This window comes from Accumulibacter sp. (assembly GCF_029255125.1).
In the GTDB taxonomy this organism is placed as follows: domain Bacteria; phylum Pseudomonadota; class Gammaproteobacteria; order Burkholderiales; family Rhodocyclaceae; genus Accumulibacter.
Genome location: NZ_JAPUVR010000135.1, coordinates 1 through 13,673, shown reverse-complemented (window position 1 = coordinate 13,673; position 13,673 = coordinate 1). Strand labels below are relative to the sequence as shown.

Genomic DNA, 13,673 nt, shown 5'->3' with positions numbered 1-13,673 from the left:
TAACCGTTCACACCCCCCTGCCTTGTTGCCTCCTGCTCCTTGGCAAGGTGTTGATTCGTCGAGCACGACGGTGCTGGTGGCCAGGGGGACGTGAACGGTTACAGGCATTTTGTGGGGGCACTCGCGGAATTCCCGGTTCCGATAGTCACTTCGGATGCGCTGCCCCGCAACCGGTATTGGCCGATTTACGCTATCCACCATGACGAATCCTGAGTAGCTCCAATTTCGCAGCTTCAACGGAGGAGTCGTCATGATTGATATCCAGTACCTAACCCAGGCCCAACTGGCTGTACGCTGGCAAGTCGCTGAGAGCACACTCGAGCGCTGGCGCAGTGAGGGCATTGGTCCGATCTACCTGAAGATGATGGGTCGCGTCCGCTATCGCTTGTCAGATATTCTGGCGTTTGGAGCGGAGAGCCTTCGCAAGAGTACGTCCGAGTCCTATACAACCTGCAACAGCACTCGCTGATACGAAAAAGCCCTCAGTTACCTCGCTGGCTCTTTCGAACACCTGCGAACTCCTGAGGGCTATTTCGGGCTATTACTAGCCAATGCGAATTTGGTGGCCAAGCGCGGAATCGAACCACGGACACGCGGATTTTCAGTCCGCTGCTCTACCAACTGAGCTACTTGGCCAACGTTGCGCGAATTGTAGCGAAACGATCCGCTGTCGTCAAAGAAACCAGTAGCTCGCGCTCGCGGCTCGCCAGGCGCTGCGCTGCGCGGGCTGGATGCGTGCCGACCTGCGCGGGATCAAGGGCGCAGGAGATCGTAGAGCGCAGCGAACTCGCGACTCAGCTTGTGCTTTTCGTCGAGGTAGACCATGGGCATGGCCAGGTGGTGCGACTCGCGGATCCTGATCGAGGCCGACAGAAAGGCGTCGAGTACCGGCAAGCCTTCCGCCCGCAGTTCCTCGACCAGTTGTCCTGGTAGGTTGGCCCGTGCCTGGTAGTGGTTCACGACGATTCCCTCGATCCGCAGGTTGCGATTGTGATCGCCCTGAATCTCGCGCACGCTGTCGAGCAAGGCGTACAGCGCCTGCCGCGAGAAGTCGTCGCAATCGAATGGAATCAGGCAGGTATCGGCAGCAATCAGGGCCGAGCGGGTAAAGAAGTTGAGCGCTGGCGGGGTATCGATGAAGATGTCGTCGTAGCCCTGCAACTTGTCGAGCGACTCGCGCAGCTTGTACATCTTGTAACGCGATTCGAGCTTCCCGTGCAAGTCGTCGAGGCGCGAATTGGCGGGGGCGACGGCGAGATTGGCGAACTGCGTCGGGACGATGAATGCATCGAGCGCCTCCGGGAACAGCCGGTAGCCAAGAATGTCGTCGAAGAACTCGGCGAGCGTCTTTCTTTGCTCGGCGAGTGACTTGCCGAGCAGGTAGCGCGATGCGTTGGCCTGGGAATCGAGGTCGAGGACGAGCGTCTTGCGGCCCCGCGCGGCGCCGATTGCCGCGAGGTTGCAGGCGATCGTGGACTTCCCCACTCCGCCCTTCTGATTGAAAACGACGCGGCGCATGACGGTTTCCCCACGAAACGGATGGATTTCATGCAAGTGTAGCCAAGTCTGCCGTGTGCGTCGAGGGGTAATTCGCAGCGCGCCCGGTTTTCTGCTGCCCGGCGCGGCGTGCGCCGGGCGCAGCCGATCAGCAGGCGGCGCCGACGATCCTGTGCAGCCAGGACTCGATGTCGCTCAGTTCCTCGACGCAGACCGTGTGCTCGCTGTCGTAGGCGTGCCATTCGAGCGGGTAGCCTTCCGCCTTGAGAAGCTTCGCCGAGCGCTTGCCGTAGTCATAAGGGACGACCGGATCGTGGCGTCCGTGTGCCATGAAGAGCGGAACCTGGCGGTTGCTGGCGTGCGCTTCAGCGGCCAGCGTATCGGCCAGCGGCAGATAGCACGACAGTGCGAGAACGCCGGCCAGGGGTTGCCCATGGCGCAGGCCGGCGTGCAGGGCAACCGCGCCGCCCTGCGAGAACCCGGCGAGCACGATGCGCTCGGCGGCGACGCCGCGCTCGTTCTCGCGCGCCAGCAAAGCCTCGATCTGTGCGGTCGACTGCCGCACGCCGTCGGCTTCTTCACGCCCGGGCGCGAAATCGGGCGAGACGACATCGTACCAGGCGCGCATCACGTAACCGCCGTTGATCGTCACCGCGCGCATCGGCGCGTGCGGAAAGATGAAACGGATCGGCGGCAGGCGGTCGAGGTCGAACTCTTCGACAATCGGCTCGAAGTCGTGACCGTCAGCACCCAGGCCGTGCAGCCAGATGACCGAAAAGCGTGGGGATTCGCCGGTTGTGTGCTCGACGGTCGGCAGCAGACTGGCGGCCGGGGCAGAGGGGGTCGCGGAGGTCATAACAGGTGTCCTTGTCTGGTGGGCAGGCGATTGACTGGCTGCTGGCGCGGCCTCATTCCTTGCGGATTTGCGTGATGATTGCCTTGGTGATCGCTGGCGTACCGTCCTTGCCGCCAAATTCGACCGGGCGGATGGTGGTCAGCGCACGCTCGACGGCGCGTTCGATGATGCGCGCACCGTGCGCCAGGCGTGGTTCGCCGTGGCGGTCAGCGAGCCAGTCGAGCATCAGTGCGGCGGAGAGGATCTGACCGACCGGATTGGCGATTCCCTTGCCGGCGATATCCGGTGCGCTGCCGTGCGCCGGCTGAAAGACGGCGTGCCGGTCGCCGATGTCGGCTGATGGGGCCAGACCTATGCTCCCGACCAGCCCGGCGGCAAGGTCGGAAAGGATGCCGCCGAATGCGTTCTCGGTGAGCATCACGTCGAAGTCCCAGGGCGCCTTGACCAGATGCATTGCCGTCGAGTCGATATACGCACAGTCCGCCCTGACCGACGCGTGAGCCGCCGCCACCTCGGTGAATATCCGTCGGAAGAACGCCATCGAAGACAGCACGTTAGCCTTGTCGACACAGGTCACGTGCGCCGTCCGTCGCTTGCTTCTGGCACGCCGTTCAGCGACCCGGAAGGCGAACTCCGAGATCCTGCGGCTGCCCTCGCGCGAGATCTTCATCGTTTCGTGCGCGATGTTGTCGGCTTCCAGCGTGCCGCGGCCGCGCGAATAGAGCAGACCTTCGGTCTGTTCGCGCACGATAACCAGATCGATTTGCGCGCCACGTGGATCGACCAGCACGCGCGGCAGGCTTGGGTAGCTGCGGATCGGGCGCAGGCCGGCATAGAGGTCGAGCTCGAAGCGCAGGTCGAACTGGGTCGTGATTTCGGTTCCGTCCGAGTAGCGCACCTCGGGCAGGCCGATCGCACCGAAAAGGACGGCATCCGCCTGCCGACACTGTTCCAGGCTGTCGGCCGAGAACGCCGTGCCGGTCTTCTGGTAGTGGGCTGCGCCGCCTTCGATATGACGATAGTCGAGCGTGATGCCGCCCAGACGTTCGTGTAGCGCAGCGAGCACTTCGAGACAGGAAGCGACGATTTCCGGACCAATTCCGTCACCGGGGAGAACTGCGATACTGAAACGGGGCTCTTTTTTCATTCTTGTTCCGTGCACGCGAACAGCGTCGATCAGCCGCGCCGAAAGGGCCCGATTCAGCCGCCGGCACCACCGCAGCCGATAGCCCGCGTTGAACTGAAGCGCCTTACAGGCGGTCCCGCCGGGATTGTAAGCGAGGGCAGCTTCACGTCAAGGGGCGAGTCATGCGATTGTGCGCCTTCCGCCGCTGGTCGCGGACTGCCGCTGCCCTGTCGACTTGCCTGGCTGCGCACCGGCCGGCCCGGCCGCTGGCCGCTAGGCCGAGGCCCAGCCGCGCAAAGCGGCGATGCCGTGTGCGCCGTGCCGGCAGGCCTCGGCGAGCATCTTCGGGTGCAGTCCGCCCAGCGCGTAGACCGGGAGTGGCGAGCGTTCGACGAGGCGGGCGAACGCCGGCCAGCCGATGCCGGCGGCCGTCGGGTGGCTGGCTGTCGGCAGCAACGGTCCGAGAACGACGAAATCGAGTTCGAGCTCGGCGGCGCGCGCCAGATCGGCCGCCGTGTGGCAGGACGCGGCAACTAGCGGGCAAGCAGGTCGCTGGGCGAGTTGCCAGAGCTGCGCGGAAGAGAAATGGACGCCGTGCGCGCCAACCGCCAGCGCCAGTTGCGCATCGTCATTGACCAGCACGCGCGCATTGGCGTAACGTCCGGCGCGCGCCATCACCGCCTCGGCGAGCGCTCGCCGTTGCGCTGGCGGCAGCGTCTTGTCGCGCACCTGAATCAGGCGCAAGCCATCCGCCAGGGCGCGCTCGAGGCGCGCCAGTTCGGCCGGTACGCCGTTCTCTTCAGCATTGGTCAGGGCATAGAGCGGCGGCAAGGCGAGCGCGCGCAGAATCGGCTGGTTCGCCGGCAGGATCGGTTCGACCTGCGGCGCCTGGCCAACGTCAAGCCAGGCGAAAGCGCAATGTTCCAGCGGGGCGATTGCTCCGTGCCAGGTGTCGACGCGAAAAAAGCGCAGGCGCACGTTGGCGTGCGGGTAGCTGAACTCGCGCGAGAGCCAGGGCCAGGCCTGGTCGACAACGACGCCGAGTTCCTCGCGCAGCTCGCGCAGCAGCGCCTGGTGAGCGCTTTCGCCGGGTTCCAGCTTGCCGCCGGGGAACTCCCAGTAGCCCGCATAGACCTTGCCGGAAGGCCGCTGCGCGAGGAGGAACTGCGTTCCGGCGGCGCGCAGCAGCACGGCTGCCGCAACCTCGACGATCCGGTTCAAGGCATTCCCGTCAGCACGCCGGCCGGCGCTTGACCGAGCTGCGCCTGGTCGCCCGCTGTGATCTTTTCTCGCCCGGCCAGATCGCGGGCAAACTGCCAGGCGACGCGACCGCTGCGCGAGCCGCGCTCGATCGCCCAATTGAGCGCGTCGCGTTCAGCCGCGCGGATTTCGGCCGGCCTGCAGCCGAGCGTCTGCAGCCAGTGCGCGACGATGTTGAGATATGCCGCCTGATCGAATGGATAGAACGACAGCCAGAGGCCGAAGCGCTCGGAGAGCGAGATCTTCTCTTCGCTCGTCTCGCCCGGATGAATCTCTTCGCCGAGGCGCGTGTTCTCCAGGTTTTCGGCGAAATACTCCGGCATCAGATGGCGACGATTGGACGTGGCGTAGATCAGCACGTTCTCTGGTGTGGCGCTGAGCGATCCGTCGAGAACGACCTTCAGCGCCTTGTAGCGTGCGTCACCGGGTTCGAAGGAGAGGTCGTCGCAGAAGATGATGAAACGCTCGCGCCGACCGTCGAGCAAGTCGACGATGTCCGGCAGATCGACCAGATCGACCTTTTCGACTTCGATCAGGCGCAGCCCGCTGGCGGCGTACTCGTTGAGCAGAGCTTTCACCAGCGAAGACTTGCCAGACCCGCGCGCGCCGGTGAGCAAGACGTTGTTGGCCGGATGACCGGCGAGGAACTGGCGCGTGTTGGCGTCGATGCGCCGCTTCTGTTCGTCGATGTCCTGCAAGTCGGCCAGGCGAATCTGCGGTCGGCGCGTGACCGCTTGCAGGTAGGCGGAGCCGCTGCCCTTGCGCCAGCGGAAGGCATCCGCCGCCTGCCAGTCGGGCAACCGGGAAGCGGGCGGGAGGAGCGGTTCGAGTCGATCGAGCAGTTGTTCAGCTCGGGCAAGAAAGCCGGCAAGTTGCTGCAGGGGGTCGTTCATCGGACGGGTATACTGCGCGCCTGGAAAAATCCGACACTGTAGCCAAAGCATGGACAAAAGCCAATCGCGACAACTCCTCGGCGCCGCTCTGGTCGGCGCCGCGGCCCTGCTCGCCGCCTGTGGCGGCCCGGCAAGCCGGCCGGCGGACGAAGCGTCGGTCACTGCGTCGGGCTGCCCGGTCTGTCCGACGTGTCCGGCGTGTACAGCCGGCGGGGCAACGCCCACGGCTCAAGCGACGGCACGCACGCTGCAGCCGGCGCGCTGGGGCGATCTGCCTGGATGGCAGGAAGACGAACTTGCCGCCGCCTGGCCGGCTTTTCTGCACTCGTGCCGGGCGCTCGCCGCGCGCGCGCAATGGCCGCAATGGAAGGCCGTTTGCGAGCAGGCGAAGAGCCTGAGCAACCCGTCGACGACCGCCATCCGGCAGTTCTTCGAGACGCGCCTGCAGCCCTGGCGGCTGCACAATCCGGAGGGGACGACGAGCGGCCTGGTCACCGGTTACTACGAGCCGCTGTTGCGCGGCTCGCGCACGCGCGGCAAACCCTACCTGCAACCGGTGCTCGCCGTGCCGGCCGACCTGCTGACCATCGATCTGAGCAGTATCGTTCCGGAAACCAAGCATTTGCGCCTGCGCGGTCGGCTGCAGGGGAACAAGGTGGTGCCGTATTTCTCGCGCAGCGAAATCGTCGGTCGGCAGAACGAGCATGCCGAACGCATCCTGCTCTGGGTGGACGACGCGATCGAGTTCTTCTTTCTGCAGGTGCAGGGATCCGGGCGCGTGCGGCTGACCGACGGGACGACGACACGGCTGGCGTACGCCGATCAGAATGGTCACCCGTACCAGTCGATCGGTCGCTTGCTCGTCGAGCGTGGCGAACTGAGCGTCGAGCAGGCGACGATGCAGGGGATCAAGAACTGGGCGCGTGCCAATCCCGGCCGGGTCGACGAACTGCTCAACGCCAACCCCAGTTACGTCTTCTTCCGCGAGCAGCCGCTCAAGGGCAGCGAGGCCGAAGGACCGCAGGGCGCGCTCGGCGTGCCGCTCAGCGCCGAACGCAGCATCGCGGTCGATACGCGTTACGTACCGCTCGGCGCACCGGTTTTTCTGGCCACGACGCTACCCGACTCGACGACGCCGCTGCGCCGCCTGGTCATGGCACAGGACACCGGCGGGGCGATCCGGGGTGCAGTGCGCGCCGACTATTTCTGGGGATTCGGCGGGCAGGCCGGTCAACACGCCGGGCGGATGAAACAGCAGGGTCAGATGTGGGTTCTGCTGCCCCCCGCGGCGGCACCAAAATGAGCGGCAGACGAGGCGGTCTGGTGCAGCGCGCCTCGTCCTGGTGCCTGGCGACCCGACGACGCCCCGTGTTGGTGCGTCGGGCGAGCCTTCGCGGCGCAGTATCGTCCACCAACGAGCGCTGCCGCGCCTGGAACGGAGATTGCTTTATTCGGGCAAACCCAATTCAGGAGGAAGCATGGAAGCGCTCAAGTCTGGTAGTGACGTCCTTTTCATTCTGCTCGGCGGCATCATGGTGCTTGCCATGCACTCCGGCTTTGCCTTTCTCGAACTGGGCACGGTGCGCAGGAAGAGTCAGGTCAATGCGCTGGTCAAAATCCTGACCGACTTTTCCGTATCGACGATCGCCTACTTCTTCATCGGCTACAGCCTGGCCTACGGGGTCAATTTCTTTGCTGGCGCCGAAACGCTGCTGCAGAAGAACGGCTTCGAATTGACCAAGTTCTTCTTCCTGCTGACTTTCGCGGCGGCGATTCCGGCGATCGTTTCGGGCGGCATCGCCGAGCGCGCCCGCTTCTATCCACAGCTTGCGGCGACCTTCCTGATCGTCGGCTTCGTCTATCCCTTCTTCGAAGGCATTGCCTGGAATCAGGCGTTCGGTATTCAGGCCTGGTTGAAGGCGACCTATGGCGAAGAATTCCACGATTTCGCCGGTTCGGTCGTCGTGCACGCGATGGGTGGCTGGATCGCGCTGCCGGCCGTCCTCTTGCTCGGGGCGCGGCATGGACGCTACACCAAGGAAGGCCGGATGTCGGCGCATCCGCCTTCGTCGATCCCCTTCCTTGCCCTCGGCGCGTGGATTCTCACCGTCGGCTGGTTCGGCTTCAACGTGATGAGCGCGCAGACGATCGACAAGATTTCCGGCCTGGTGGCGCTCAACTCGCTGATGGCGATGGTCGGCGGAACGCTGGTCGCGCTCGTTGCCGGCAAGAACGACCCCGGTTTCGTGCACAACGGTCCGTTGGCGGGTCTGGTCGCGGTCTGTGCCGGGTCAGACGTGATGCACCCGATCGGTGCGCTCGTCGTCGGCGGCGCTGCCGGTGGGCTGTTCGTCTACATGTTCACCTTGACTCAGAACCGCTGGAAGATCGACGACGTTCTCGGCGTCTGGCCATTGCATGGCCTTTGCGGCGCCTGGGGAGGAATCGCCGCCGGCATTTTCGGCAGCAAGGCAATGGGCGGAGCCGGTGGTATCGCCTTCATGCCGCAGTTGATCATGACCGGTATGGCGATCGTCATTGCCTTGGTCGGCAGCTCGATCACCTATCTCATCCTGAAGCGCATGGTCGGCCTGCGCCTTGACCAGGAAGAGGAATACAACGGCGCCGACCTGTCGATCCACAAGATCAGCGCGACGGCCGAGCGCGAAACGAACTGGTAGGCGTTTGCGCGCTGAGCCAAAGCGTACCGCGCGCGACTTGACCGGCGGTGGCGGAGGTTTACAATCGCGCTCGACGCCGCCGGCACGGTGCCGCGTGGTGCCGCCTTGGCGCACGCTGTGTGCGCCGCGCACAGGGGTCGTCTGTCCGACTGTACATGACTGATGCGGCGGGAAAAATGTTGTTCCCGTAGGCGATTGGTCACACTGGAGAAAGGCCGTGCCGAATTCCACCTTCGCGCTCGCAGCATCGGCGCTTGCCTTGGTCTTGCTCAGCTTCTTCGTCGGGGTCAGGCTGCTCTACTGCCGAGTCCGCGAGATGCGTGGCAAGCGCATCCATCCGCAGGCTGCCGCCAATTCGCTGCAGGTCGCGGCGCGGCTGGTCGATGTCCAGGCGGCGGACAATTTTCGCAATCTGTTCGAGGTGCCGGTGCTGTTCTACGCACTGGTCGCCGCCGCCTTGGGCAGCGGCCACGTTCCCGCCTGGCTGGTTGCCGGTTGCTGGGGTTTTGTTGGCCTGCGCGTCGCCCATTCGGTCATTCACTGCACGTATAACAACGTCTTCCACCGCCTGGCCGCCTTCCTCGCCGGATTTGGCCTGATCGTCGTGCTTTGGGTCGCCTTCGTTCTCTCCTTGCAGGCCAAGAGTGCTGCCTGACGCGATCGCCGGTTCGACGTGGGCGGCTGCGCTGGCTGATCGCGGCGAGCTGCGTCCGACCACAGCGGACCCCTGGCGATCAGCCGCAGCCGTCCGACACCAACGGCAGATGAAGCGCGACATGTTGGCCGGCTGCGCGGCTGTGACGCCGTTCTAGCGCGCCGACGGCCATGCGCGGCTTCGTTCTCGCAGCAATTGGCGCGTACCAGCGCTTTCTCTCGCCGTACAAGGGCTTCGCATGCGCTTACCGGCGTCATACCGGACGGGCAAGTTGCTCAGCGCTTGGTTGGCGGGCCGTCCGCAGGTATGGCGTGCTCGCCGGCCTGCTTGTTCTCCGCCAGCGCCTCGATCGCTGCGGGATAGCGCACCGCCGCCATTGCCCGGCACCGACGCGCCCGCACCGGGCTCAGCGCGGCGACTGCGATCTGCCGTGCGATCTGGATTGTCAGCTCGGCAGCGGCAGAACCTGTTCGACGCTCGGTGATCTGGCCAGTTGCTGCGACTGTGGAAGTTGCGACTGGCCACAGCGCAAGAAACGGCGGACTGAGGAAGAGCAGTTCGTCCACATTCCGCCAGCGCGTGCTGACGAACGGAGCGACCGACAATGAACGTCGTTCAGCCCGACGGCAACGCCCTGGCCAAACATGCTTCGGCGTTGCGTTGGTCGCGCGGCGTTTCAGCGATTAGCCGCCGGCCAGCGAGGACACATGCTCATCGAATACCGCGCTGATGCCAGAGTCTCCGTCGAGAGCGCAATTGAGCTCTACAAGCGCTCGACGTTGGGAGAAAGACGCCCGGTCGACCGGCCTGATATCTTCGCCGGCATGCTGCACAATGCGAACCTGACGATCACCGCCTGGGCGGGTGAGAGTCTGGTCGGCATCGCTCGCTGTCTGACCGACTTCACCTATGTTGCCTATCTGGCCGACCTCGCGGTTGATCGCGACTACCAGCGGCGCGGTATCGGCCAGCGTCTGATTCAGGAAACGAGGCAGCGCCTGGAGCGGGAATGCATGATCGTTCTCCTGGCGGCACCGCTGGCCAACGAGTATTACCCACGGCTCGGTTTCGAAGCCAACCCGCGGGCATGGGTGCTGCGCGGCGGCCAAGCGCCGCGGCTGGTCCGCTGCGGCGGAGCGCGGTAGCGGATTCATCGACAGTCATCGACGGGCTGGCGCTGGTCAGCCTGGCAACCCTACGCACACGGAGGCGCCATGCGCGATTCGCTCAGGCCGGGAATCAAGTTCGAGCACAAGTTCAAGGTGCCCGCATCGAAAACGGTTCCCGCGCTTTACCCGGAGTCCGAAGAATTCGTCGCCATGCCGGAAGTCTTTGCCACCGGTTTCCTCGTCGGTCTGCTCGAGTGGGCCTGCATCAAGGCAATCAATCCCCACCTCGACTGGCCGCAGGAACAGACCGTTGGCACGCATATCGACGTCAGTCATCAGGCGGCCACACCTCCGGGTCTGGAAGTCAGCGTGACCGTCGAACTGCTCGCCGTCGAAGGAAAGAAGCTCGTCTTTGCGGTTGCCGCGCACGACGGTCTGGATCTCATCTCGCAAGGGCGACACGAGCGTTTCATCATCAATCGTGAGAAGTTCGACGCCCGGCTGAGCGCCAAGGCAGGCGGCCGCTGAACGCTTGGCGGCAAACGCGCCGGCGAGCAGACCGGACCAGGCACGGCCGTCCGAAGATCGCCCGCGACGGCCATCCGCTGGCCAGGCGACGGCGCGTCGCGCGCGGACGCATGCTCCTCCCCGTTCAGGCGACGGCGAGCGCCCCGGCGAGAAGCAGGCCGTGCAATACAGCGGCGAGAATGGTCAGCTTGATCGCGGGGGCGAGTTCGCGCGGTCGAGTGGCGTTTGCCCACAACCGGCGCGTCGCCAGTCCGCTGGCAGCCATTGGCAGCAGCGAGAGCCAGGCCAGCCCCGGCAAGATGCCAGCGAGCGTCAGCGCAGCGACCCAGCCGTAGGCCAGGAGCACGAGCAGCAGGTAGCCCCAGCGCGCCGCGGGTGCGCCGAGACGAACGACCAGCGTGCGCTTGCCGACCTTGGCGTCCGCGCTGATGTCCGGGAACTGATTGATGTAGAGCACGTTGGCGACGAGCAGCGCAAAGCCGAGCCCGGCCGCGACCGGCACGAAGGAGAAGGCATGGCGCTGGACGAAGTCGGCGCCGACGACGACCAGCAGCCAGGCGAAGGTGATCCCGAACTCGCCCAGGCCGCGGCTCTGCAGCCGGCATGGAGGCGCCGAGTAAGCCCAGCCGACGAGCAATCCGGCAAGCCCGATCAGCATAAGCTCCGAGCCACTGACCGCGGTCAGCCACAAGCCGGCGAGAGCTACCGCAAAGAGCAGCGCGTAGCCGAAGCGACCGGTCGCCGACGGCGAAAGCACGCCGTTCTGAATCAGGCGGCTGCCTCCGGTAAACGGGAAAACACGTTCGCTGTTTGCCGCGTCGCAACCCGAGAGCGCATCGTAGTAGTCGTTGATGACATTCGCGCCAGCGTGCGCGACGAGGGCGAAGAGTAGCGTCACCGTTGCGCCGGTCGGGTCAAGGCGGATAGCGCTCGCCGCGGCGCTGGCAAGCCCGAGCATGACTCCGACGAAAGTGACCGAGAGGAAGGCCGGCCGAGTCGCAGCGAAATAGCGCAGCGCCGGATTCGCCAAGGCCTCGCGGGTGGGTTCGCAGGGAACGGGCATGATGGCTTCCTTTCTTCTTGTCCTGGAGTCTGGCAATCCACTGCCGTGGCGGTCGACCGCGATGGTAAACGGCAAGTCGGACTTTGTCTTGCGCAGCACAGCCGTACTACCCGGCGGCCGGCACCCGGCAACCTGGATGCGACAGCCGCTCGCCGCGCGTCTGGCGCGATCGCTCAACGGTTTGCCACTCGCCGGCCGGGGACGAGCGCAGCGGACGACCGGAAAAGGGGAAGGCTTGGCGCGGCTTCATCCGGCCCGGGCTGCGTTCCTACTTTCGCTGGCCGCTGTCCAGCGCAGCTCGGATCATCGGCAGATGTCGCCGGCTGTTTGTGCAAGCAACATACATTTCGCCGTGCACGCTGAACTCCGAAAAGCGCAGAACCTGGATGCCCGGTCGCGGGTCGATCTCGGCGAGAGAGATCGGCGCGATTCCCAAGCCTTCCTCTGCCGCGGCAGCCACCTCTTCGCGCGAGCCGACTTCGAACTGGCGGGCGGGCTTTCAGCCGTGTCGCTGCAATGCGTCCTCGATCAGCGCCCGGGTTTCGGAGCCTGCTTCGCGCAGGATCAGCGTTGCGCCGGCGAAGGCCTCGCGGGTCAGCCGGCCGTCGCCACCGTAGTGCCGCCCGGCGGCCGCCAGCAGCACGATCTCCGGTGTTGCGAAGCGGCGCATGTACAGCATCGGGTCGCTTTCGTGGGCGCCGAGGATGCCGACGTCAACCTCATAGCTGCGCAGCCACTGCAGAATCTGCGCCGAATTGCCGATGCGCATCTCGATGCGCACGTCGGGATGGCGCCGGGCGTAATCCCCGACCAGGGTCATCGCCGAGCGCGGCGCGATGACGCCAAAGCGCAGGGTCGCATGCGCCATGTTGCGCACGCCATCGAGGACGGCCAGCGCGTCCTTTGCGAGCTGGAATAGCGTGCGCGTCGTTTCGAAGAGCTGACGGCCGATCGGCGTAAGTTGGGCGAGCTGGCCGCGCGAGCGGAAGAAGAGCTCGACATCGTAGCGCTTCTCCAGGGTCGGCAGCTGCGCGGTGACGGTCGGTTGCGAGCGGTGCAGCAATTCCGCGGCGCGCACGAAGCCGCCTGCGATGGCTACTGCGTTGAATGACTTCAGTTCGATCAGCGACATGCGGCGTTGTTGATGCGCCAAAAATAGCTATCATCGATTTATCTGGGCGAAAAATGAATTTTGCACGCACCGTGAACACCGTTACAGTCGTCGCGAGTCATCTCAACGGGACACTTCATGATGATGGTTGCCTCGTCTTCGACTACGCTGCGCGATCAACTGGCCGGGTGCTCGACCGGCCCGACGCGCTCAGCGACAACGCGCAAGACCTGGATGCCCGCTCGTTCGACTGCTGGCCAGTGCTCGCCAAAGCACGCCAGCAGGGGCACATCGAGCACCGGCCCGAGCTGGTGGTCTTACCGATCAACACCGACGAAGTGGCGCGCGTACTGCGCTGGGCCAACGCGACGGGAACACCGGTGGTCGCGCGTGGCCTTGGTTCGTCGGTGGTCGGGAGACCGCTGCTGATGAAAGGCGGTATCTGCCTCGATGTCTGCTGCATGAAGAAACTGTTGTCGGTCGATACCACGAACATGCTGGTGTCCATCGAAGCCGGTCGGAACGGTGGCGAACTCGAAGACGAACTGGCCCGCGTGGCCTTACGCTCGCGCATTCGCCGCAGTCGTTGTACAAGTCGACCGTGGGTGGCTGGGTGGCAATGCTGTTGGATTAGGCCATGGCGATTCGTTTGCCTTTATCGACCTGCCATTTGGAGATGGGCTTCTTTGATACGCGAGGCTGCGAAGGCCGAGGCGTTCGTGGGGGGTAATAGCGCACGCGAGCAATCTCGGAGAGGAGTTCGCGGAAGGTTGCCAGGGCCTGTTGGGGGCAGCGGGGCGTGAGGACGAAGGCTTCTTCGGCGAGGGTGATCATGGCGTGCTTGAACTGCGGCGCGGCCGCTGCGGGATGGTCGGGATCGGTGCTGAGCACCAT

14 protein-coding genes, 1 tRNA gene and 2 pseudogenes are annotated in these 13,673 nt (G+C 64.9%); 8 read left to right on the top strand and 9 right to left on the bottom strand.

Translation table 11 applies throughout. The features are described 5' to 3' along the window. Positions 1-253 precede the first annotated feature (253 nt). A complete protein-coding gene (locus tag Q1L59_RS14795; protein WP_300333610.1) occupies positions 254-469 on the top strand; it encodes a helix-turn-helix domain-containing protein in 216 nt (71 codons plus the stop codon). Positions 470-560: 91 nt separating this feature from the next. On the opposite strand, the gene Q1L59_RS14790 is transcribed toward Q1L59_RS14795, so the two are convergent. The 6 genes from Q1L59_RS14790 to Q1L59_RS14765 form a co-directional block, all read right to left on the bottom strand. Next, positions 561-636 (bottom strand) — tRNA-Phe (locus Q1L59_RS14790). Between the two features lie 117 nt (positions 637-753). Continuing rightward, positions 754-1,518, bottom strand: coding sequence for a ParA family protein (locus tag Q1L59_RS14785; RefSeq protein ID WP_300333608.1), 765 nt, complete (start codon positions 1,516-1,518; stop codon positions 754-756). Between the two features lie 127 nt (positions 1,519-1,645). After that, complete coding sequence (locus Q1L59_RS14780; RefSeq protein ID WP_300333605.1) at positions 1,646-2,353, bottom strand: dienelactone hydrolase family protein; 708 nt, start codon at positions 2,351-2,353, stop codon at positions 1,646-1,648. Positions 2,354-2,405: 52 nt separating this feature from the next. Then, complete coding sequence (locus Q1L59_RS14775) at positions 2,406-3,500, bottom strand: isocitrate/isopropylmalate dehydrogenase family protein (RefSeq protein ID WP_300333602.1); 1,095 nt, start codon at positions 3,498-3,500, stop codon at positions 2,406-2,408. A 252-nt stretch (positions 3,501-3,752) separates the two neighbouring features. Beyond that, on the bottom strand, positions 3,753-4,700 hold the full coding sequence (locus tag Q1L59_RS14770) for a Nudix family hydrolase (protein WP_300333600.1): 948 nt from the start codon (positions 4,698-4,700) through the stop codon (positions 3,753-3,755). Next, entirely contained in the window at positions 4,697-5,632 is a 936-nt protein-coding gene (locus tag Q1L59_RS14765) for an ATP-binding protein (protein WP_300333597.1), read from the bottom strand. The genes Q1L59_RS14770 and Q1L59_RS14765 overlap by 4 nt, the downstream gene beginning before the upstream one ends. 49 nt (positions 5,633-5,681) lie before the next feature. Between Q1L59_RS14765 and Q1L59_RS14760 the strand changes: the two genes are divergently transcribed. The 6 genes from Q1L59_RS14760 to Q1L59_RS14735 all read left to right on the top strand — a co-directional run bounded on the left by Q1L59_RS14760 (position 5,682) and on the right by Q1L59_RS14735 (position 10,605). After that, positions 5,682-6,935: a murein transglycosylase A gene (locus Q1L59_RS14760; RefSeq protein ID WP_300333595.1), complete on the top strand. Its 1,254-nt coding sequence runs from the start codon at positions 5,682-5,684 to the stop codon at positions 6,933-6,935. A 175-nt stretch (positions 6,936-7,110) separates the two neighbouring features. Next, on the top strand, positions 7,111-8,313 hold the full coding sequence (locus Q1L59_RS14755; RefSeq protein WP_300333592.1) for an ammonium transporter: 1,203 nt from the start codon (positions 7,111-7,113) through the stop codon (positions 8,311-8,313). A gap of 217 nt (positions 8,314-8,530) precedes the next feature. Next, the gene (locus Q1L59_RS14750) at positions 8,531-8,968 is read left to right on the top strand and encodes an MAPEG family protein (RefSeq protein WP_300333591.1); all 438 of its coding nucleotides are present in this window, start codon (positions 8,531-8,533) and stop codon (positions 8,966-8,968) included. Positions 8,969-9,138: 170 nt separating this feature from the next. Continuing rightward, positions 9,139-9,576, top strand: coding sequence for a membrane protein insertion efficiency factor YidD (yidD, locus tag Q1L59_RS14745; RefSeq protein WP_300333588.1), 438 nt, complete (start codon positions 9,139-9,141; stop codon positions 9,574-9,576). A gap of 99 nt (positions 9,577-9,675) precedes the next feature. Further along, positions 9,676-10,113, top strand: a complete 438-nt coding sequence (locus Q1L59_RS14740) for a GNAT family N-acetyltransferase (protein WP_300333586.1) — start codon at positions 9,676-9,678, stop codon at positions 10,111-10,113. A gap of 69 nt (positions 10,114-10,182) precedes the next feature. Continuing rightward, a complete protein-coding gene (locus tag Q1L59_RS14735) occupies positions 10,183-10,605 on the top strand; it encodes a thioesterase family protein (RefSeq protein WP_300333584.1) in 423 nt (140 codons plus the stop codon). 124 nt (positions 10,606-10,729) lie between these two features. On the opposite strand, the gene Q1L59_RS14730 is transcribed toward Q1L59_RS14735, so the two are convergent. Beyond that, a complete protein-coding gene (locus tag Q1L59_RS14730; RefSeq protein ID WP_300333583.1) occupies positions 10,730-11,668 on the bottom strand; it encodes a prenyltransferase in 939 nt (312 codons plus the stop codon). 499 nt (positions 11,669-12,167) lie between these two features. Next, a complete protein-coding gene (locus tag Q1L59_RS14725; protein WP_300333580.1) occupies positions 12,168-12,821 on the bottom strand; it encodes a LysR substrate-binding domain-containing protein in 654 nt (217 codons plus the stop codon). On the opposite strand from Q1L59_RS14725, the pseudogene Q1L59_RS16780 reads away from it, so the two are divergent. Continuing rightward, positions 12,776-13,321: pseudogene (locus tag Q1L59_RS16780) on the top strand (FAD-dependent oxidoreductase); the annotation flags it as partial. The gene Q1L59_RS14725 and the pseudogene Q1L59_RS16780 overlap by 46 nt on opposite strands. Positions 13,322-13,409: 88 nt before the next feature. Here Q1L59_RS16780 and Q1L59_RS14720 read toward each other — a convergent pair. Further along, positions 13,410-13,673 (bottom strand): annotated as a pseudogene (locus tag Q1L59_RS14720) (IS4/IS5 family transposase); the annotation flags it as partial.

Bases quoted from the DNA above. Each gene is read 5' to 3' on its own strand.
- Q1L59_RS14775 (WP_300333602.1), bottom strand. From the start codon at position 3,500: ATGAAAAAAGAGCCCCGTTTCAGTATCGCAGTTCTCCCCGGTGACGGA.
- Q1L59_RS14735 (WP_300333584.1), top strand. From the start codon at position 10,183: ATGCGCGATTCGCTCAGGCCGGGAATCAAGTTCGAGCACAAGTTCAAG.
- Q1L59_RS14740 (WP_300333586.1), top strand. From the start codon at position 9,676: ATGCTCATCGAATACCGCGCTGATGCCAGAGTCTCCGTCGAGAGCGCA.
- Q1L59_RS14755 (WP_300333592.1), top strand. From the start codon at position 7,111: ATGGAAGCGCTCAAGTCTGGTAGTGACGTCCTTTTCATTCTGCTCGGC.
- Q1L59_RS14785 (WP_300333608.1), bottom strand. From the start codon at position 1,518: ATGCGCCGCGTCGTTTTCAATCAGAAGGGCGGAGTGGGGAAGTCCACG.
- Q1L59_RS14730 (WP_300333583.1), bottom strand. From the start codon at position 11,668: ATGCCCGTTCCCTGCGAACCCACCCGCGAGGCCTTGGCGAATCCGGCG.
- Q1L59_RS14765 (WP_300333597.1), bottom strand. From the start codon at position 5,632: ATGAACGACCCCCTGCAGCAACTTGCCGGCTTTCTTGCCCGAGCTGAA.
- Q1L59_RS14760 (WP_300333595.1), top strand. From the start codon at position 5,682: ATGGACAAAAGCCAATCGCGACAACTCCTCGGCGCCGCTCTGGTCGGC.
- Q1L59_RS14780 (WP_300333605.1), bottom strand. From the start codon at position 2,353: ATGACCTCCGCGACCCCCTCTGCCCCGGCCGCCAGTCTGCTGCCGACC.
- yidD (WP_300333588.1), top strand. From the start codon at position 9,139: ATGCGCGGCTTCGTTCTCGCAGCAATTGGCGCGTACCAGCGCTTTCTC.